The 18,014-nt window shown below is 48.5% G+C and carries 21 protein-coding genes; 19 read left to right on the top strand and 2 right to left on the bottom strand.

What is annotated here, in order from left to right:
* Positions 1–157 precede the first annotated feature (157 nt).
* From ACRPK8_RS11205 to ACRPK8_RS11135, 15 genes are all read left to right on the top strand, one after another.
* Entirely contained in the window at positions 158–352 is a 195-nt protein-coding gene (locus ACRPK8_RS11205; protein WP_432238287.1) for a YjzD family protein, read from the top strand.
* A 63-nt stretch (positions 353–415) separates the two neighbouring features.
* The gene (iadA, locus tag ACRPK8_RS11200; RefSeq protein WP_432238286.1) at positions 416–1,549 is read left to right on the top strand and encodes a beta-aspartyl-peptidase; all 1,134 of its coding nucleotides are present in this window, start codon (positions 416–418) and stop codon (positions 1,547–1,549) included.
* A 13-nt stretch (positions 1,550–1,562) separates the two neighbouring features.
* Positions 1,563–2,051 carry a thioredoxin family protein gene (locus ACRPK8_RS11195; RefSeq protein WP_432238285.1) on the top strand — a complete coding sequence of 163 codons (489 nt, stop codon included), beginning with the start codon at positions 1,563–1,565 and terminating at the stop codon, positions 2,049–2,051.
* A complete protein-coding gene (locus ACRPK8_RS11190; protein ID WP_432238284.1) occupies positions 2,044–2,823 on the top strand; it encodes a phosphatidylserine decarboxylase in 780 nt (259 codons plus the stop codon). The genes ACRPK8_RS11195 and ACRPK8_RS11190 overlap by 8 nt, the downstream gene beginning before the upstream one ends.
* Before the next feature lie 49 nt (positions 2,824–2,872).
* Entirely contained in the window at positions 2,873–4,222 is a 1,350-nt protein-coding gene (locus ACRPK8_RS11185) for an ArsB/NhaD family transporter (RefSeq protein ID WP_432238283.1), read from the top strand.
* Between the two features lie 136 nt (positions 4,223–4,358).
* Positions 4,359–4,943 carry a YqeG family HAD IIIA-type phosphatase gene (locus ACRPK8_RS11180; RefSeq protein WP_432238282.1) on the top strand — a complete coding sequence of 195 codons (585 nt, stop codon included), beginning with the start codon at positions 4,359–4,361 and terminating at the stop codon, positions 4,941–4,943.
* A gap of 145 nt (positions 4,944–5,088) precedes the next feature.
* Positions 5,089–6,198: a ribosome biogenesis GTPase YqeH gene (gene yqeH, locus ACRPK8_RS11175; RefSeq protein WP_432238281.1), complete on the top strand. Its 1,110-nt coding sequence runs from the start codon at positions 5,089–5,091 to the stop codon at positions 6,196–6,198.
* Positions 6,198–6,986: a shikimate dehydrogenase gene (gene aroE / locus ACRPK8_RS11170; protein ID WP_432238280.1), complete on the top strand. Its 789-nt coding sequence runs from the start codon at positions 6,198–6,200 to the stop codon at positions 6,984–6,986. Before yqeH ends, aroE begins: the two co-directional genes overlap by 1 nt.
* Positions 6,987–6,988: 2 nt before the next feature.
* Entirely contained in the window at positions 6,989–7,282 is a 294-nt protein-coding gene (gene yhbY / locus ACRPK8_RS11165; RefSeq protein WP_268026398.1) for a ribosome assembly RNA-binding protein YhbY, read from the top strand.
* Positions 7,279–7,848, top strand: a complete 570-nt coding sequence (nadD, locus tag ACRPK8_RS11160) for a nicotinate-nucleotide adenylyltransferase (RefSeq protein WP_432238279.1) — start codon at positions 7,279–7,281, stop codon at positions 7,846–7,848. Before yhbY ends, nadD begins: the two co-directional genes overlap by 4 nt.
* Positions 7,838–8,413: a bis(5'-nucleosyl)-tetraphosphatase (symmetrical) YqeK gene (gene yqeK / locus ACRPK8_RS11155; RefSeq protein WP_432238278.1), complete on the top strand. Its 576-nt coding sequence runs from the start codon at positions 7,838–7,840 to the stop codon at positions 8,411–8,413. The genes nadD and yqeK overlap by 11 nt, the downstream gene beginning before the upstream one ends.
* Positions 8,410–8,757, top strand: coding sequence for a ribosome silencing factor (gene rsfS / locus ACRPK8_RS11150; RefSeq protein ID WP_023467427.1), 348 nt, complete (start codon positions 8,410–8,412; stop codon positions 8,755–8,757). Before yqeK ends, rsfS begins: the two co-directional genes overlap by 4 nt.
* Entirely contained in the window at positions 8,757–9,485 is a 729-nt protein-coding gene (locus tag ACRPK8_RS11145) for a methyltransferase domain-containing protein (protein WP_432238277.1), read from the top strand. The genes rsfS and ACRPK8_RS11145 overlap by 1 nt, the downstream gene beginning before the upstream one ends.
* 227 nt (positions 9,486–9,712) lie before the next feature.
* Positions 9,713–10,321 carry a helix-hairpin-helix domain-containing protein gene (locus ACRPK8_RS11140; protein WP_432238276.1) on the top strand — a complete coding sequence of 203 codons (609 nt, stop codon included), beginning with the start codon at positions 9,713–9,715 and terminating at the stop codon, positions 10,319–10,321.
* Positions 10,321–12,483, top strand: a complete 2,163-nt coding sequence (locus ACRPK8_RS11135) for a DNA internalization-related competence protein ComEC/Rec2 (RefSeq protein WP_432238275.1) — start codon at positions 10,321–10,323, stop codon at positions 12,481–12,483. The genes ACRPK8_RS11140 and ACRPK8_RS11135 overlap by 1 nt, the downstream gene beginning before the upstream one ends.
* 36 nt (positions 12,484–12,519) lie before the next feature.
* Here ACRPK8_RS11135 and ACRPK8_RS11130 read toward each other — a convergent pair whose 3' ends face one another.
* Positions 12,520–12,681 (bottom strand): YqzM family protein, encoded by a 162-nt coding sequence (locus tag ACRPK8_RS11130; RefSeq protein WP_023467431.1) that lies wholly within the window; start codon positions 12,679–12,681, stop codon positions 12,520–12,522.
* A 100-nt stretch (positions 12,682–12,781) separates the two neighbouring features.
* Between ACRPK8_RS11130 and holA the strand changes: the two genes are divergently transcribed.
* A complete protein-coding gene (gene holA, locus ACRPK8_RS11125; protein WP_432238274.1) occupies positions 12,782–13,783 on the top strand; it encodes a DNA polymerase III subunit delta in 1,002 nt (333 codons plus the stop codon).
* A gap of 16 nt (positions 13,784–13,799) precedes the next feature.
* The gene (locus ACRPK8_RS11120; RefSeq protein WP_432238273.1) at positions 13,800–14,240 is read left to right on the top strand and encodes a GNAT family N-acetyltransferase; all 441 of its coding nucleotides are present in this window, start codon (positions 13,800–13,802) and stop codon (positions 14,238–14,240) included.
* Positions 14,241–14,361: 121 nt separating this feature from the next.
* Here the strand turns inward: ACRPK8_RS11120 and rpsT are convergent, their stop codons facing one another.
* A complete protein-coding gene (gene rpsT / locus ACRPK8_RS11115; protein ID WP_023467434.1) occupies positions 14,362–14,622 on the bottom strand; it encodes a 30S ribosomal protein S20 in 261 nt (86 codons plus the stop codon).
* A 232-nt stretch (positions 14,623–14,854) separates the two neighbouring features.
* On the opposite strand from rpsT, the gene lepA reads away from it, so the two are divergent.
* Together lepA and hemW are read left to right on the top strand one after the other, a co-directional pair.
* Positions 14,855–16,678 carry a translation elongation factor 4 gene (gene lepA / locus ACRPK8_RS11110; RefSeq protein ID WP_087679802.1) on the top strand — a complete coding sequence of 608 codons (1,824 nt, stop codon included), beginning with the start codon at positions 14,855–14,857 and terminating at the stop codon, positions 16,676–16,678.
* Between the two features lie 57 nt (positions 16,679–16,735).
* Positions 16,736–17,881, top strand: coding sequence for a radical SAM family heme chaperone HemW (gene hemW, locus ACRPK8_RS11105; protein WP_432238272.1), 1,146 nt, complete (start codon positions 16,736–16,738; stop codon positions 17,879–17,881).
* The last annotated feature ends 133 nt before the right edge of the window (positions 17,882–18,014 follow it).

Here is an 18,014-nt window from a genome sequence, read left to right as displayed (position 1 = left end):
ATACGAAGTGATCGTCACCTGTATGAATTGATGAAGTTTTTCGAGGAAAAGAAAGCGTTTGAAAAAAACGGAGAAAGGCTGTTGCTTGGAATAAAAAATGGTATACTACAAATCGTAGGACAACACTATAGTACGTTATGGAAACGGAGGGGAAATCATGCGTTTTCTCGTTACATTCTTTTGGTCGTTCTTACTCGTAAACACGGCCGTGTTCATCGTATCGGCAGTTGATGCCGTATCGTATAACTTCGGATTCGCGTCAGCGATGTCTGTCGTCACTTCACTCGTCATCTTCGCACTCGATGCCGTCAATGAAGATTTAGGTCTTGGTCAAGGGACAAAGGCAGAATAAGAAAAAGCGAGATATCGTCATGTGGACGATAGGCTCGCTTTTTGCATGAAGGAGGAATGATGAATGATCGTCATCGAACAGGTCATGTGGCATGAGACGCTGCAAGATGTTTACATTGCAGGAAATCAGATCATCGGGATCGGTTCCTATACGATGGATCGCTCGCTCATCACACAGCGAATTGACGGGCGGAATAAACGATTGGTACCGGGATTCATCGATGGTCATTTGCACCCGATCGGTGGAGGGGGCGAAGGGGGATTTGCAACGAGAACGTCTCCTCTGACGGTACGGGATATCTTCGAAGGTGGTGTAACGACCGTCGTCGGTTTGCTTGGAACGGACGGTTGGACGCGGACGGGAATTGATCTACTCGCACACATACGCGGATATGCCGCATCCGGCATTCGACCGTTTCTGTTAAGTGGAAGTTACGCAGTACCTCCTGTTTTTCTGACGCAGTCAACAGGACACGATATCGTCCTCATCAATGAAGTCATCGGAGTCGGTGAAATCGCGATCAACGATCATCGCTCGACACAACCGACAGCGCATGAATTGGCTCGCCTTGCATCAGAGGCACGGATTGCCGGCATGGTCAAAGGAGTGGCGGGGACGATGAACGTCCACATCGGAGACGGGAAGCAAGGACTCGATCTATTACATGAGGTCATCGATACGACCGATATACCGATTCAACAATTCCTCCCGACACATATCAATCGAAGTGAACGGATCTTTGAAGCAGGACTGGCTTGGGCAAAACGAGGTGGACGGATTGATTTCACGACGTGTACGACAGAAAGCTTCATTGCAGAAGGCGAGATTCCAGCCGGACAGGCTGTCGCCCGTGCTTTGGCAGCAGGGATTCCACTCGAACGGATCACGATGTCGAGCGACGCTGGTGCCAGTCTGCCGGCGTTTGATGAGGCAGGTCGTCTAGTTCGGATCGACACAGGAAAGCCTTCTTCTCTGATGCAAGCCGTACGTGATGCGGTGACACATGGTGTTGATTTTGATCACGTGATTGCGACGATCACGCGACATGTCGCAGATGCATATGGTATACCGGGCGGGCGAATAGCGGTCGGAGAACGAGCTGATCTGTTACTGATTGATGACGCTTTGCAAATCGATACGATTCTTGCGGATGGGCATGCTATAATGGTTCAGAAAAAATGGCTAATACCAGAATGACGGAGGGATAGACGTGTCAAAGAAGTCGAAGCAAAAAAATACGAAAAAGCCGCAATCAAAAGCAAACTGGATTACGGCGGGAGTCATCGCTTTGATCGTATTGATCGGTGGCGTACTTCTTGTCTTTACGGACCGGGAAGATTCCGCATCGAAGAACGGCAATCTAACGGCTACACAAGTCGCGGATAAAGTAAAATCCGGCGATGAATTCTATACGTATTTCTATCAAACGGGTTGTGTTCACTGTGAGAAAGTAAAACCATATCTTGTTCCGCTCGGTGAAAAACAAGACATCCCATTCGAACAGATCGACCTTGCTGTCGAACAGTCGGCTTGGGATACGTTTGGTATCGAAGGTACACCGACTGTCGTTCACTTCAAGGACGGTAAGGAAGTCGGACGGGTAGCAGGAGAGCAGACTGAAGAGAGCTATAAAGAGTTCTTTGCCGGCAAAGAAGTAAAGGATTCAAAAGAAGAGTCTTCCGGTGATCTCAATGATTAAAAGATGGTTCTACTCTCGTATATTCGAATTAAATGGACATCCGCTCATCGCTAAACAACTGAAACGTTTTGCGATGAGTCGTGTCAGTCGTCCATTCATCCGTCCATTCGTTCGGGCATATGATTTGAATATGACAGAAGCGACTCGGAATCTTGAGGAGTATTCGACGTTGCATGACGTCTTCGTTCGTCATGTCAAACCGGAAATGCGACCGATTGATTCAACAGAAGGAGCGTTCGTCAGCCCGTGTGATGGTGTGTTATCCGTCGTTGACGATTTGACTGCTGATAGCCGTTTTACTGTCAAAGGGCAGTCGTACACGGTGTCGGAGTTACTTGGTTCCCACCACGAAGCACAACAGTATGTCGGCGGACGCGTGATGATTTTTTACTTAAGTCCGCAAAATTACCACCGTGTTCATGTGCCGATGGATGGGACGATCCGGACGAGCTATACACTTGGTCGGGACTCGGCACCGGTCAATGAACTTGGCTTAACGCATGCGATGCGCCCATTGACACGAAACTATCGTCGTGTGACACGCATCGTCCAAGGAAAACATGCGCTTGAACATGTGATGGTTGGTGCACTCAACGTCAATTCGATCGTTCGGACGAATGAATCACGAGACGTCCGACGGGGTGATGAGTTCGGGTATTTTTCGTTCGGTTCAACCGTTGTGTTGATTTGTCCGAAAGGTGCATTGGAATTGGATTCGCAAGTCATTGGACCAGTCTTGATGGGACAACGACTTGGACAATGGCATTCTTAAGATTGAGACGCCCGATTGGGCGTCTCCTTACGTTTAGGAGGAATGAAACATGCCTGCTTTGGCATTAGCGGAAATCGGAAGCGCACAGGTCCAGACATATATTGCCCTCATCATTTTTTTAGTGACCTATGGCTTCATCATTAGTGAAAAAGTTAGTCGGGCAATCGTCGCGATTCTTGGTGCACTCGCGATGATCATCATCGGTATCGTCGATTTAGAAACGGCTTTGTTCGAGTATGTCGAGTGGGGAACGATCGTCTTATTGATTGGAATGATGATTCTCGTCACGATTGCCAATCAATCCGGTCTGTTCGAATACATCGCCATCCGGGCAGCGAAGACGACGAAGGGAGATCCGGTGAAAGTACTGATTTTGTTATCGGTATTGACGGCACTCGGATCCGCGTTCTTAGATAACGTCACGACCGTCTTGTTGATCGTCCCGATCACGTTTTCGATTACGAAAGTTCTTAAGATCGCGCCGTTTCCCTTCTTACTCGCAGAAGTGTTGTTTGCGAACATCGGAGGGACGGCAACCTTGATCGGGGATCCACCGAACATTATGATCGGTGCTGCGAATCCGCACCTGACGTTCAATGCCTTTTTAGTGAACCTTGCACCGATCATTCTTGTCATTACACTGGTGACGATCGGGATTCTTTATTTTATTTTCCGTAAACAATTGCATGTCGAAGCGGAAGATCGGCAGAAATTGATGGAGATCGATGAGAAGAGTTACATCGTCAGCCGGAAACTGGTCACCCGTAGTAGCATCGTTCTGATCAGTACGATTGCGCTCTTTATTTTGCATCCGGCGCTTGAGCGAATCGGACTCCACCTGGAGGCGCCAGCGATTGCAATTCTTGGGGCGACGGTTTTGATGTTGCTGACGATCGAAAATGACCATCAACTCGAAGGAGTCTTTGCTCGGATCGAGTGGACGACGATCTTCTTCTTCGCAGGACTGTTCATCCTCGTCGGTGGGATACAGGAGGCAGGTATCATTCGTTACCTTGCTGAAAAGGCGATTGAATGGACTGGCGGCGACATCCAAACGACAGCGACGGCTGTGCTTTGGTTATCCGGTATTGCGAGTGCGACGATCGACAACATCCCGTTCGTTGCTACGATGATCCCACTCATCAACGATATGGCTGCTGGCATCGGACTCACGCCGGCAGATGCCAAGGTAGACGTCCTTTGGTGGTCGCTTGCCCTCGGAGCATGTCTTGGCGGAAACGGAACTTTGATTGGTGCATCGGCGAATGTCATCGTTGCGGGTCTTGCGACGCGACAAGGTGAGAAGTTCACCTATATGCGTTTTTTGATTTATGGAGCACCGATCACAATCGTGACGTTGATCCTATCCCAACTCTATCTCTGGATTCGGTATTATTAAGAAAACGGGAGGTTCGCCTTCCGTTTTCTTTTGTGCGTCGCTCTTGCTACGTGGTTGTGCTATAATCGAACGATAAGAGCATAACTGTTTCTTAAACTTAACTATAGAGCTAGACCATTATCTGGAGGTTTTATTCTTGTTCAAACGACTTTATCCGAAACATTTCGTGGCTTCGATCTACGATATCGATCTGGAAATGCTTAAACGAAACGGTGTCAAAGCGATTTTGACCGATCTTGATAATACGCTCGTCGCATGGAATATCGCAGATGCTCCAGACGAATTGGTTGCTTGGCTGGATATGGTGAATAATCAATATGGTTTCGACGTCATCATCGTATCGAACAATAATGGAGATCGCGTCAAGAAGTTCGCGGATCCACTCGGCTTGCACTATATTGCGCCTGCTCGAAAACCGCTACCTATCGGGTTTAAACGGGCATTGACGGAATTTGGATATCATGCGAAGGAAGTCGTCTTTTTAGGAGACCAACTTTTCACAGATGTACTCGGTGCAAACTCCGTTGGAATCGAAGTCATCCATGTTCAACCCGTCGTCAAGACAGATGGTGTCGTCACGAAATTCAATCGCCTGATGGAACGTGTCATTTTCCGCCGGATGAAACGCAAAGGAATCTACAAGTTGACGCAACGCGCCAAGGAAGATCCTTCTGCACTCGAACATCCGATCGAAACACTTCGTCAGGATAAGCAACAATAACCCTGTCAGATCGGTAGATGAAAGGGAAGGCAGCAGTCGCAACCTGTACGGCTTAAAGGTCGGAAGTTACGCTCTCGGAGTAGCGGGCAGGGCGCTACGTTGAAAAGAGAAGGGATATTCGTTCCCGTATGCGGCTCCATATAATATGATCGAAGAAATTCACTGCGCTGGTTGTGGTGTCGCCATTCAGACGGAAGACACAAAAGCACCAGGATACGCACCTAAATCTGCACTTGACCGTGAAATGGTCATTTGCCAACGTTGCTTTAAGTTGAAGCATTACAATCAAATTCAAGATGTCTCCTTATCGGACGATGATTTCGTTAAAATCTTGGACGGAATCGGTCAAAAAGATGCACTTGTCGTTAAAATCGTTGATATCTTCGATTTCAACGGTAGTTGGTTACCAGGGTTACATCGGTTCGTCGGGAAAAACGACGTATTGCTTGTCGGGAACAAAGCCGATCTATTACCGAAGTCACTGAACCCGAACCGCCTTATGAACTGGATGCGTCAAGCGTCAAAAGAACTGGGATTACGCCCGGTCGACGTTCATCTGATCAGTGCGAAAAAGGGGCACGGGGTCGATGAACTCGCTGAAAAAATCGATTACTATCGTAAAGGGCGCGACGTCTACGTCGTCGGTTGTACGAATGTCGGAAAATCGACATTGATCAACCAAGTCATCAAACGTTTCGGTGAAGAGGACGAAGCCGTCATCACGGTCAGTCATTTCCCAGGAACGACACTGGATTTGATCGACATCCCACTCGACGATAACTGTAACTTGTATGATACGCCGGGAATCATCAATCATCATCAGATGGCTCACTACGTTGATGCGAAAGACTTGAAGCTGATCACACCGAAAAAAGAGATCAAGCCACAAGTTTTCCAAATCCATCCGCAACAGACACTCTTCTTTGGAGGTCTCGCACGATTGGACTATATGGAAGGGAACAAGCGTTCATTCGTCATTTACATGTCGAACGAATTGAAGGTTCACCGGACGAAGCTTGAAAAAGCAGACGATTTATATGCAAACCATAACGGGGAGCTGTTGTCTCCGCCGAACGAAAAAACGCGTGAGATTCTACCGCCGCTCGTCCGACATGAATTCAGTCTCCGTGATAACATGAAGACGGATATCGTCTTCAGTGGACTCGGCTGGGTTGCCGTTCATGGAAAAGGCGGACGTGTTGCCGCTTACGCCCCGAAAGGTGTCGCTGTATCTTTACGTGAGGCGCTCGTCTGATGCGCTTTGCCGTCATCGGTCACCCGATTGCCCATTCACTTTCACCCGAGCTGCATACAGCTTGGCTGGAAGCGGCTGGGCTTTTCGGCTGTTATGACCTCATCGATGTAACGGAACAGGAATTGCCGCAAATCATTACGAAATTACGAACGCATCAACTGGACGGAATCAATGTGACGATTCCGCATAAGACCGCGATCATACCTTATCTGGATCACCTGGAACCGGCAGCTCAAAAAGCAGGCGCCGTGAACACGGTGTACCGGAAGGAGGGGCAATTGATTGGTGCAAATACGGACGGAATCGGGTTTGTTCGTGCTCTTAAGAAACGGCGCCCTTCGTTTAAGCGGGTACTCGTTCTTGGAGCAGGTGGGGCAGCACGAGGCATCATTGCGGCTTTACCCGGAGATGTGACGATTACGAATCGGACACAGGAACGTTCCGAAGCGGTTGCCCGTGAATTCGGAGCATGCGTCCTGCCATGGCAAGACACCTTTGATTTAACGAGTTACGACGTCATCATCAATACGACTTCTGTCGGGATGGCACCGCTTGTCGAAGCACGTCCGATCGAATTGACCGAGACGGACGCCTTGATTTGTGATATTATTTATCGACCGACGCCGACCCGTCTCTTGCGTGAAGCGACCGAAAAAGGTCTTGATACGCTGGACGGTGTCCCGATGTTCGTCTTACAAGCGGCTGAAGCATTTGAACGCTTCACCGGACAAGCACCTGATCTCGTACTTGGCGAGCAAGTGATACGAAAGCAATTGGAGGAATTTTAATCATGTTAACAGGTAAACAAAAACGTTTTTTACGCGCAACAGCTCACGATTTAAATCCGATTTTTCAAGTCGGTAAGAATGGAGTCGGAGAAGCGATGTGTGCGGATTTGATGGATGCGCTCGAAAAACGGGAACTCTTAAAAGTACAAGTTCTGCAAAACTGTGCGGACGCACCGAAAGATGTCGCCCAAGAACTCGTCGCCGGAACGAACGCTGAACTCGTACAAGTCATCGGAAAAGTCATCGTTCTCTACAAAGAATCAAAAGAAAACAAGTCGCTCGAATTGCCACGATGAAAATCGGACTGATGGGCGGAACGTTCGATCCTCCGCATATCGGTCATCTCCTGATTGCCGAACAAGCGCAGGAACAACTCGAACTTGATGCGGTCTGGTTCGTACCAGCCAATGTGCCACCGCATAAACAACGTACTGTGACCGAAGGATCAAAACGACTGTGTCTTGTAGAAGAAGCGATTGCATTGAATCCGACCTTTTCGGTTTCGGCGATTGAGTTCGAGCGAACAGAGCCTTCCTATACGTATGACACGATTCGTGCACTCAAGCACCGGTACCCGGAGCATGAGTTTCTGTTTCTGATTGGAGCAGATTCGCTAGTGAGTCTCGATACGTGGTATCAAGCAGAACGGTTATACGAAGAAGTCGTCTTTGGTGCCGTCGCTCGACCGGGTAGCCGCTATCTGATTCCACGTGGTGCACGTGTTACAGCGGTTGATATGCCATTGCTAGAAATTTCTTCAACGGATATCCGGCAACGCGTTGCGCGAGGAAGAAGTATTCGCTACCTAGTGCCGGAAGCCGTTCGACAACGAATTGAGGAGTGGAAGTTATATGCGCCTTGAAGAAGCACGTCGAATCATTGAAAATACGTTGCCTGAACGACGCTATGTGCATACGCTAGGTGTCGTTGAGACAGCCCGCCATTTGGCTCTCAAATATGGTGTCGATGAAGAAGATGCAACACTTGCTGCTATGCTCCACGATTACGCGAAATACCGCGATCCGGATGAGATGCGCTCGATTGCTGTTGAATTGAATCAACGGATTTTACTCGATTATGATGACGAACTGCTTCATGCACCAGTGGGGGCAGAGCTCGTCCGGCGGGAACTCGGTCTTGACTCGGGTGTGATTTATCAGGCCATCGCGAATCACACGACAGGAGCACCCGATATGCCGTTACTCGATCAAATCCTCTTTGTCGCGGATGCGATTGAACCGAACCGCAGTTACCCGGGTGTCGAAGTGCTTCGCGAAGTAGCGGAGCACGATTTGACGGACGCCGTCATCGCAACACTCAGTCAGACGATTCATTTTTTATGTAAGAAACAAGCCATCATCTTTCCGCGAACGATAGAGACCTATAATGCCTTCGTCGCGGCCAAACGAAAGGGGACCGTCCTATGACAGTCGAACAAGAATTACAATTAATCGTAAATGCCATCGACGATAAGCGTGCTGAAGATATCGTCGTCTTAAATATGTCTAGCATTTCACCGGTTGCGGACTACTTCGTGATTTGTGAAGGGAATTCAGAAAAACAAGTACAGGCGATCGCACGTGAACTCAAAGAAGTCGCGCACGAGCATAACTTACCGATCAAACGTCTCGAAGGATTCGATGCGGCACGTTGGGTGTTAGCGGATCTTGAAAACGTCGTCGTTCACGTCTTCCACCGTGATGACCGTGATTACTATAATCTCGAAAAACTCTGGGCAGATGCGCCAAAGGTTGAAGTCGAGGTCAACTAATGGCATACGAACAGTTCGCCTACATCTATGATGAATTGATGCAGGATGTCCCGTACGATCAATGGGTCGACTGGGTCACAGCCTACGTTCCGACTGGAAGTACGATTGCGGATATCGGATGTGGAACAGGTACGGCGACGCTTGCGCTAGCGAAACACTATGAGATGCTCGGGATCGATTTATCGGAAGAGATGCTCGAAGTCGCGCAAGAAAAGGCGATGGAAGAAGGCTTAAGCATTCAATTCTGGGCGCAGGATATGCGTGAAATTGAACTACCGACACCTGTCGATGCCGTGACGATTCTATGTGACTCCTTAAATTACCTCCGGACGGAAGAGGATGTCAAAGAGACGTTTACACACGTAGCAGCAATCCTCAAAGAGGGTGGACGTCTCTTATTCGATACACACTCCCCGTATAAGATGGAGACCTTGTTCAATGGGAAGACGTACGCGACACATGCGGAACAAAGTTCCTACATCTGGTTCGCGGACCCGGGTGAGGCACCGCTTTCTGTCGTCCATGAACTGACGTTTTTCATCGAAGAAGAGGACGGTCGTTATGAGCGGGTCGATGAAACACATTACCAGCGAACGTACCCTCCGGCACAATACGTGACATGGTTACGCGAAGCGGGGTTCCGGGTTCTCGCTGTCACGGGTGATTTCGAAGCGGATGCTCCTTCTGAAACAGCTGAACGGATTTTCTTCGTTGCTGAAAAAATGTAAAAGGTGATCTGGTCCGTCTTCTTGAAGCGATACACGTTTGTGTTGCTTGAAGGAGACGGATTTTTTTCATGAAATAGATGCTAATTCAAAGTAACGGTATGGATGGTATGATTATTATCCGATGTAACGGAGCAGAATCGTGATGCAAAGAGTAGATAGTGTGTATGCCGTCGTTTCCTAGATGGGGTGAAGACCTGTTAGAGTCGTGGCAAAGGGAGGGAATCGTCTTGACCGTTCCACGTTTGCAACAGATTGCAGGTCTCGTCGTCGTCCTGCTACTCATCATTTTATTGTTCGTACCGTTACCTTCTTGTTCGAAAGAAGCAATGGTCGATCAACCATCCTTAACGGACAAACAACAAGAAGCGAAGGCAGAGCCAGCAGAAAAAGATGCCTCGATTCGCGATAAACTCATCATGGTGGACGTAAAAGGAGCGGTAGAAGCACCTGGACCCTATCAATTTCATTTAGGTGATCGAGTAAAGGATGCAATCGAAAAAGCAAAGACATCTGCAAAGGCTGACATTCGACAAATGAATCTTGCAGCACGCCTGATTGATGGACAGGAAGTGATTGTACCGGTAAAAATGGTAAACGATCAGCCAAAACCACCAAAACGCGCAAAAGCAGAGGTACCTAAAGGATTGGTTGACCTTAATGCGGCAACCGCAGAACAGTTGATGGAAGTCCCGGGGATCGGTCCCGCCAAAGCGGAAGCGATCATAGCCTATCGTGAGGAGAAGGGAGGATTTGCGACGTATGAATCACTTGGAGATGTGAAGGGATTTGGTGAAAAGACGTTAGAGTCGCTCAAATCCTACCTGATCGTCTACTGATGCCGCTTCATGCGCTGTTCGTCCTCTTACTTGTCGTTGCCATCAAAGAATCCATCTGGTGGTTAGCAGCGTTGATGTTGTTTGCTGTCATGAAGTCATTGTCTTTTTCGGTCGGTCGTCTCTTGCTCCTGTTCATATTGAGCTGTCTGTTCATCGGAATGGGGCACCTGTCACCTGAACCGCATGATGTTTCTTTCGTGGATATCCTATCGGGAAAGCGCAACGGGGATCGCATTCGTTATGAGGCGGAGAGTAACGGTCAACCCGTCCTGCTGACGGCAACGGTCGCAGAAGAAGAGACAGGATATGAACGAATCGGTCACTCCTGTCGTGTGATGACAGAACCACTCGACATCCGACAACAATCGAATGCGGGTGGCTTTGACGAACAGCAATTCATGCATACACATCGTTACGGTGGAAAGTGGGAAGTCCGCTCCTTTGAATCCTGTCGTCCGACACCGGGGTATGCGGCGGAAGGGAGACGGGTCCGTGAGTCTTTTATGACACGGATTGAACAACGGTTGCCGCAGAAACAAGCATTCTACGTCGAAGCGCTCGTTTTCGGTGAGGATCGATTAATGGATCAAGTGACGCTCGAGCGGTTCAAGAAATTCGGTTTACTACATGCCATCGTCATCTCAGGGTCACATATCGCTTTTTTGATTTTCAGTCTGTTGTTTGTCTTGCGGAAAATTCGAATGACAAAAGAAAAACGACTCGATGTCGTGTTTATCCTGTTACCGATTTACGGATGGTTGACGGAATGGAGTCCGCCGGTCACACGAGCCGTTCTTGTCGCAATGATTCTGTTGCTCGGTCGTCGCTTCCATAAAGCGTTCGATCCGGTGGAAGTCATTGCGGGAGTTGCGGCCTTTCAATTAGCGATGCAACCGACCGTCCTTTATGATATCGGATTTCAATTGACGGTTGGATTGACATTATTTCTTGTTCTGTCGAGAAGACTTATGGGTTCCGTTCGTCGTCCATGGAACTGGTTACTCATCAGTGCTTGGGCGCAGTGCGGGACTCTTTTATTTTTACAAGGCATCGAACAAACGACAGTTTCAATCTGGGCTCCGCTGTTGAATATATTAATTGGCGGTTGGATTGAATGGGTGATTCTGCCGGGATCGTTCGTTCTTGCCACAATTCCGTTTTTACCAATTAGCTCGACGTTTCAAACAGTGCATCAACACGCGATTCAGTGGATGGATCAAGCGTTACGACTAGCGGAACACTTACCGTTGGCGGTGGTTGCTGTTCCGGCGTTTTCTCCTATCGTCTTGACGTATGTCGTTGCTGGAACCGGTCTTGCTTGGTTCATCGCTGAGCGAAGATGGTGGGGGCATGTCCTGCCGTTAATTTTTTTACTGACGGCATGGGGCTTTACAGAATGGCATGCGCCTGAGCAAATTACGTTTTTAGATGTAGGTCAAGGTGATAGTGTTGTCCTTGAAAAAGCAGGAGAAACGTTTGTAGTGGATACAGGAGGCGTTTATCAACAGACGACACACCCTGTACTCCGTCCGTTTGACCCGGGCAGCCACATCGTTGCCCCTTATTTGTTTACACGTGGAGAAACAGAAATCGATGGATTAATCGTGACGCATGCCGATCATGATCATGTCGGCGGACTTCTCGCATTGTTGCGACACGTTCGGGTCAAGACGGTTTACATGGGAACTTATGATAATACGGATGAAAAGCGGCGTGATCTGATTCGTTCCATCGAGATGACAGGAACCAAAATCCAGTTCGTTAAAAAAGGGGAAGCGATTCGTCCCTGGTTACAGGTCCTCGCACCGACTGGGCGAGAGGAAGAAGAGAACGACCGTTCGGTCATCTTATTCGCATATATTGCGCAACAGCGTGTTTTGCTGACGGGAGATGCAAGTATAGCGATGGAGGAGGAGTTGTCGGTTGGTCCGATTGACATTTTAAAAGCCGGTCATCACGGCTCAAAGACATCGACGAGTGAAAAGTTACTGAAACAGACGAATCCGGAAATCGTCATTTTATCAGCCGGACGTCATAACCGGTACGGTCACCCCCATACGGAGGTACTGGAGCGGATCGGCACAACGCGGACAATCTTTCGGACCGACCAGGACGGGAGCATAACTTGTTCTTCAGCGGGCTGTGAACCTATGATAAAATAAAAAAACAGCAACCCCCCAAGGTTGCTGTTTTACTGATTATAGACTTAAGAACTTAATTGCGACACCGATGATGAACAAGACTGCGAAGAAGCCGAATGATGCACCAAAACCAACGGCAGAGTCGAGCGCATCGTTGCGTTTTGATTGAATATCGTTCTCGAACGCGTTTTCACTTGGTGGGCGTACTGAATGTGCCATGCTGCATTCCCCCTTAATAGATTCCGCTTCTAGTATAGCGGAATAAAAGAGGATTATCTATGATGAAGTTAAGAACAAACTGTGAAATGTGGTGGGAATGATGAAAACTCCTTGGCTCGTCAACGGAAAATTAGCGAATTTATACTTATTATATGGAACGGAACGACACCTGTTGGAAGAATGGGAACGTGAAATCGTAAAAGCGGCTTTGCCGGATGGTGAGCGATTTGATTATATGAAAATCGATTTGAACGACCAACCGCTCGATGCGGTACTCGATGAAGCGGAGACAGTTCCGTTCTTGAGTGATTACCGCGTCGTCGTCGCAAAACCCGCAACGTTTCTGACAGGGGCAAAAGATAAAAAACAACATAACCTCGAACGGTTAGCAGATTACATCATCCAGCCGGCGGACTATGCAGTCGTCGTCTTGATTGTCGAAGCAGAAAAGCTCGATGAACGAAAAACCGTCGTTAAACGATTGAAGGAACGGGCGACGGTACTAGAGGCGAAAAAGCCGACGACTGAAGAGCTGTTCCGTTTCGTCCTGGATGCCGTCAATGATAAAGGCTACCGGATGGAGCGTCCGGCGATCGAGCGGCTTATTTTCCTGACTGCTGAGATGTGGGGGACGTTAGCCCATGAACTCGAAAAGTTGATGTTGTTTGCCGGAGATCGACCGACGATCGAAATCGAGGATGTCGATCTGCTTGTTCCGCGGACATTAGAGGACAACGTCTTTCAATTAACGGACTACTTGATGAAGCGTCAACTCGAACCCGCAATCCGGTTGATTCGCGACCTTGAAAAACAAGGACAGGAAGTGTTGGCCCTTCTTGGACTGATGGCACGGCAATACCGGATGATGCTGTTATCAAAACGATTAGCAGAACAAGGATATGGAGAACGACAAATCGCATCAAAAGTCGGAGCACATCCGTACGCAATCAAATTGGCCCTACAGTCTGCGAAACGGTTTACGTTTGCGCAGCTCGAGCAAGCACTCGTTGCCATTACGACGACGGATGAAGGCATGAAAACAGGACGCGGTGACAAGAAGATTTTATTTGATGCGCTGATCGTTCGCTTAGCGACGTTATAAGAGGAGGAAATCAATCATGGAAGTCCGGATCATTACAGCGGAAGAAGTCATTCCACTGCGGCACGACGTATTACGACCGCATCAACCGCGTGAAGCGTGTATTTACCCGGACGATGCGCGTGCGTCGACGTTTCATCTTGGTGGAATAAAGGAACACAGAGTCGTAGCGATCGGTAGTTTCTCTGAACAATCGCATAAACAAGCGCCAGGAGCGACGTACCAGCTGCGTGGCATGGCGTCGAGTGAACAGGTGCGTGGTGAGGGATATGGTCGGGCACTGATTGAAGAAGCCCGTCGCCTATTAAAAGAACGACAAGTGACAGCGTGGTGGTGTAACGCCCGCGTCACCGCACTTCCTTTTTATGAGCGTCTCGGACTTGAGCGTATCGGAGAACCATTTCTCATTGAAGGAATCGGTCTGCACTACGTGATGATTGATCATTTGGACGAGGGATGAAAGACAGTGAAAGCGGAAGCCGTGTAGACGGAGTCCCGCTTTCGCTGTTTTTGTACATACAAAAAGTCGCCACTGGAGATACCTCCTAGTGGCGACCCATCACCGTATTCTTCGGAAAGAATTAAAGTGCGTTTACGAGTTTAGCGAGACGTGATTTGTCACGACCAGCTTTGTTGCTGTGGATGAGACCTTTAGCAGCAGCTTTGTCGATTTTTTTAGAAGCTGTAGCGAAAGCAAGGACCGCTTGGTCTTTGTTACCTTCAGCTGCGAAAGTTTCGACTGCTTTAATCGCTGAACGCATTGCCGATTTACGTTGTACGTTAGCGACGCGGCGTTTTTCAGCTGTTTTAACGCGTTTGATTGCTGATTTAATGTTAGCCATGGATGATTCACCTCCAATAAAACTCATTCGAGATTTATATTCGCATATCTGCAGTTATCGTTCAACAGAACAAACACAATTGTAGCAAACGTTTTTCTTAAAAGCAATACGACGTCTAGGGAATCTTCACATTTTGTTTTTCGGGTAAAACAAAACGAGATAGTACAGTGAAGCGCTTTTTGGTATAATGAACCGTATGTACGTTTGAAAATAAGGTAAGGTGACTCTAAACATGACGAATGAAGACCGTTTAAAGCGGCAGAAGAGTATTCGTAACTTCTCGATCATTGCCCATATCGATCACGGGAAGTCGACACTCGCTGACCGGATTTTAGAAAAAACTGGCGCGCTGACATCGCGCGAAATGAAAGATCAGACACTTGATGCCATGGAGCTCGAACGTGAGCGTGGCATCACGATTAAACTCAATGCTGTTCAATTGAAGTATACAGCAAAAGATGGAGAAGACTATATTCTTCACCTCATTGATACACCGGGACACGTCGACTTCACGTATGAAGTCTCGCGTTCACTTGCAGCTTGTGAAGGGGCTGTCCTCGTCGTCGATGCGGCGCAAGGAATCGAAGCGCAGACGCTTGCGAACGTTTACTTAGCACTCGACAACGATCTCGAAATTCTTCCGATCATCAACAAAATCGATTTGCCTTCTGCAGACGTCGAACGCGTCCGTCAGGAAATCGAAGATGTGATCGGACTCGATGCGTCTGAAGCCGTTCCGACATCTGCGAAGGCAGGAATTGGGATTGAAGAAATTCTCGAACAGATCGTCGAGAAAGTGCCGGCGCCGACGGGTGATCCGTCTGCACCACTCGAAGCATTGATCTTTGACTCGTACTATGACGCTTACCGTGGTGTCGTAGCATCGATTCGAATCGTTAACGGAACAGTTAAAGTCGGCGACAAGATTCGGATGATGTCGACAGGTAAGGACTTTGAGGTTCTGGAGCTTGCCGTTGCGACACCAAAACCATTACGTCAGCAAGAATTGACGGTCGGTGATGTTGGGACGTTGTCGGCTTCGATCAAAACGGTCGGCGATGTACGTGTCGGGGATACGATTACACTCGCGAAACAGCCGGCTGCTGAAGCACTTCCGGGATACCGGAAAATGAATCCGATGGTGTACTGTGGCCTCTATCCGATCGATGCTGCAAAGTACAACGATTTACGAGAAGCGCTTGAAAAACTGCAACTCAGTGACGCGGCGCTCGAATTCGAACCTGAGACATCACAAGCACTCGGATTCGGATTCCGTTGTGGATTCCTCGGGATGCTCCACATGGAAATCATCCAGGAGCGGATCGAACGTGAGTTCAACATCGATATGATCACAACGGCACCGTCCGTTATCTATCACGTGACGACGACTGCAGGTGAAGTCTTGCACGTCGATAACCCATCGAAGATGCCGGATCAGCAAAAAGTTGAATTCATCGAAGAGCCGTTCGTCAAGGCTGCCGTCATGACACCGAATGATTACGTTGGTGCGATCATGGAGTTGTGTCAGAAGAAACGCGGAACATTCGTCGATATGCAATACATCGATACGACACGTGTCAAAATCACGTATGAGTTACCGTTATCTGAGATCGTCTACGATTTCTTCGATCAGTTGAAATCGAGTACGAAAGGGTATGCGTCACTTGATTATGAATTGATCGGCTACCAACAGTCGCGTCTCGTCAAGATGGATATCCTCCTCAACAACGAGAACGTCGATGCGCTCAGCTTCATCGTTCACCGTGACTTTGCGTACGAACGCGGGAAGGTCATCGTTGATAAGCTGAAGGAATTGATTCCACGGATGCAGTTCGAAGTGCCAATCCAGGCAGCAGTCGGAACGAAGATCGTCGCGCGTTCGACGATTAAAGCATTACGGAAGAACGTTCTTGCGAAATGTTACGGGGGAGATATCTCTCGGAAACGGAAGCTGCTCGAGAAGCAAAAAGAAGGTAAGAAACGCATGAAGATGGTAGGCTCAGTAGAGGTACCGCAAGAAGCCTTCATGTCCGTTCTATCCATGGACGAAGATTAAACAGGTGGGGGGCGCTTGCGTCCCCTTTTTGGTTTTATAGAGAAAGGATGAGGCGAAATGGGAATACGCGCCGCATATGTCCACATCCCTTTTTGTGAACATATTTGCTACTACTGTGATTTCAATAAAGTCTTTTTAAAGAATCAGCCCGTCGATGAGTACCTCGATGCACTCGAACGCGAAATCGAACTGACGCTGAAACAATACCCGACGGATCATCTCGAGACGATCTTCATCGGTGGCGGAACACCGACCGCTTTGAATGAACCACAGATGCAACGGTTGATGGAAATCATCCAGAAGCACTTGTTGCCACTGACAGGTGACGATTTAGAGTACACGGTCGAGTCGAACCCGGACGGTGTATCGGAAGAGAAACTCGATATCATGAAAGCGGGTGGTGTCAATCGTGTCAGCTTCGGTGTCCAATCGTTTGACGATGGGTTGCTCGAACGCATCGGTCGGACGCACCGGGAAGCAAAAGTCGCGCAGACGCTCGACGCAGCAGCGAAACGGTTTGATAACATCTCCGTCGACTTGATGTTCGGGTTACCGAATCAGACACTCGATCAGGTCCGCTACGACGTCACGCGCGCACTTCAATTGCCGATCACGCATATCTCATCGTATTCCTTGATTTTAGAACCGCATACGGTCTTTGCGATTCAGGAGCGTAAAGGAAAGTTACCCCTACCGACGCAAGATCTCGAGGCGGAGATGTATCAAGTGATGATCGAAACGATTGAAGCAGGCGGATATGCGCAGTATGAAATCTCGAACTTCGCAGAAGCTGGTAAAGAGAGTCGGCACAATCGCGTCTACTGGGAAAACGATGAGTACTACGGATTTGGTGCAGGCTCACATAGCTACATCAATCAGACGCGTCGTGCGAACATCGCACCGATTCCGCACTACATCAAAGCGGAAGGGTTACCGGTTCGAAAAGAGACACCGTTGACGAACGTCGAGCGGATGGAAGAAGAGATGTTCCTCGGACTTCGGATGAAGGACGGTGTATCACTCAAACGTTTCCAGACGAAATACGGAGTAGCATTCGAAGATGTCTTTGGTGACGTCATGAAACGGTTGTTGCCAAATGGTCTCGTTGAGCAGACAGAGACACATATCCGTTTGACGCCAGCCGGTATTCCGTTAGCGAACGAAGTCTTCGCAGAGTTCATCGGTGAAGCGCAGATTCAATGAGTCTTAAATCGTTGAAAAGAAATAGGACTGACTTAAAAAAGAATGACTCGTCTTTCCACGCCCTTTCCTCAGGCGAGACACAAGCCAGTTTTCCTGCTTCATTTAAGCAGGAAAGCGGGTCTTGTTTGTCTCT

This window comes from Exiguobacterium sp. TDN 0502 (assembly GCF_050846835.1).
GTDB lineage: Bacteria > Bacillota > Bacilli > Exiguobacteriales > Exiguobacteriaceae > Exiguobacterium_A.
The sequence above is the reverse complement of the archived record's forward strand: the minus strand, read 5'-3'. Positions and strand labels throughout refer to the sequence as shown.

Bases quoted from the DNA above. Each gene is read 5' to 3' on its own strand.
- ACRPK8_RS11205 (WP_432238287.1), top strand. From the start codon at position 158: ATGCGTTTTCTCGTTACATTCTTTTGGTCGTTCTTACTCGTAAACACG.
- iadA (WP_432238286.1), top strand. From the start codon at position 416: ATGATCGTCATCGAACAGGTCATGTGGCATGAGACGCTGCAAGATGTT.
- ACRPK8_RS11190 (WP_432238284.1), top strand. From the start codon at position 2,044: ATGATTAAAAGATGGTTCTACTCTCGTATATTCGAATTAAATGGACAT.
- ACRPK8_RS11185 (WP_432238283.1), top strand. From the start codon at position 2,873: ATGCCTGCTTTGGCATTAGCGGAAATCGGAAGCGCACAGGTCCAGACA.
- yqeH (WP_432238281.1), top strand. From the start codon at position 5,089: ATGATCGAAGAAATTCACTGCGCTGGTTGTGGTGTCGCCATTCAGACG.
- aroE (WP_432238280.1), top strand. From the start codon at position 6,198: ATGCGCTTTGCCGTCATCGGTCACCCGATTGCCCATTCACTTTCACCC.
- yhbY (WP_268026398.1), top strand. From the start codon at position 6,989: ATGTTAACAGGTAAACAAAAACGTTTTTTACGCGCAACAGCTCACGAT.
- nadD (WP_432238279.1), top strand. From the start codon at position 7,279: ATGAAAATCGGACTGATGGGCGGAACGTTCGATCCTCCGCATATCGGT.
- yqeK (WP_432238278.1), top strand. From the start codon at position 7,838: ATGCGCCTTGAAGAAGCACGTCGAATCATTGAAAATACGTTGCCTGAA.
- rsfS (WP_023467427.1), top strand. From the start codon at position 8,410: ATGACAGTCGAACAAGAATTACAATTAATCGTAAATGCCATCGACGAT.
- ACRPK8_RS11145 (WP_432238277.1), top strand. From the start codon at position 8,757: ATGGCATACGAACAGTTCGCCTACATCTATGATGAATTGATGCAGGAT.
- ACRPK8_RS11135 (WP_432238275.1), top strand. From the start codon at position 10,321: ATGCCGCTTCATGCGCTGTTCGTCCTCTTACTTGTCGTTGCCATCAAA.
- ACRPK8_RS11130 (WP_023467431.1), bottom strand. From the start codon at position 12,681: ATGGCACATTCAGTACGCCCACCAAGTGAAAACGCGTTCGAGAACGAT.
- holA (WP_432238274.1), top strand. From the start codon at position 12,782: ATGAAAACTCCTTGGCTCGTCAACGGAAAATTAGCGAATTTATACTTA.
- ACRPK8_RS11120 (WP_432238273.1), top strand. From the start codon at position 13,800: ATGGAAGTCCGGATCATTACAGCGGAAGAAGTCATTCCACTGCGGCAC.
- rpsT (WP_023467434.1), bottom strand. From the start codon at position 14,622: ATGGCTAACATTAAATCAGCAATCAAACGCGTTAAAACAGCTGAAAAA.
- lepA (WP_087679802.1), top strand. From the start codon at position 14,855: ATGACGAATGAAGACCGTTTAAAGCGGCAGAAGAGTATTCGTAACTTC.
- hemW (WP_432238272.1), top strand. From the start codon at position 16,736: ATGGGAATACGCGCCGCATATGTCCACATCCCTTTTTGTGAACATATT.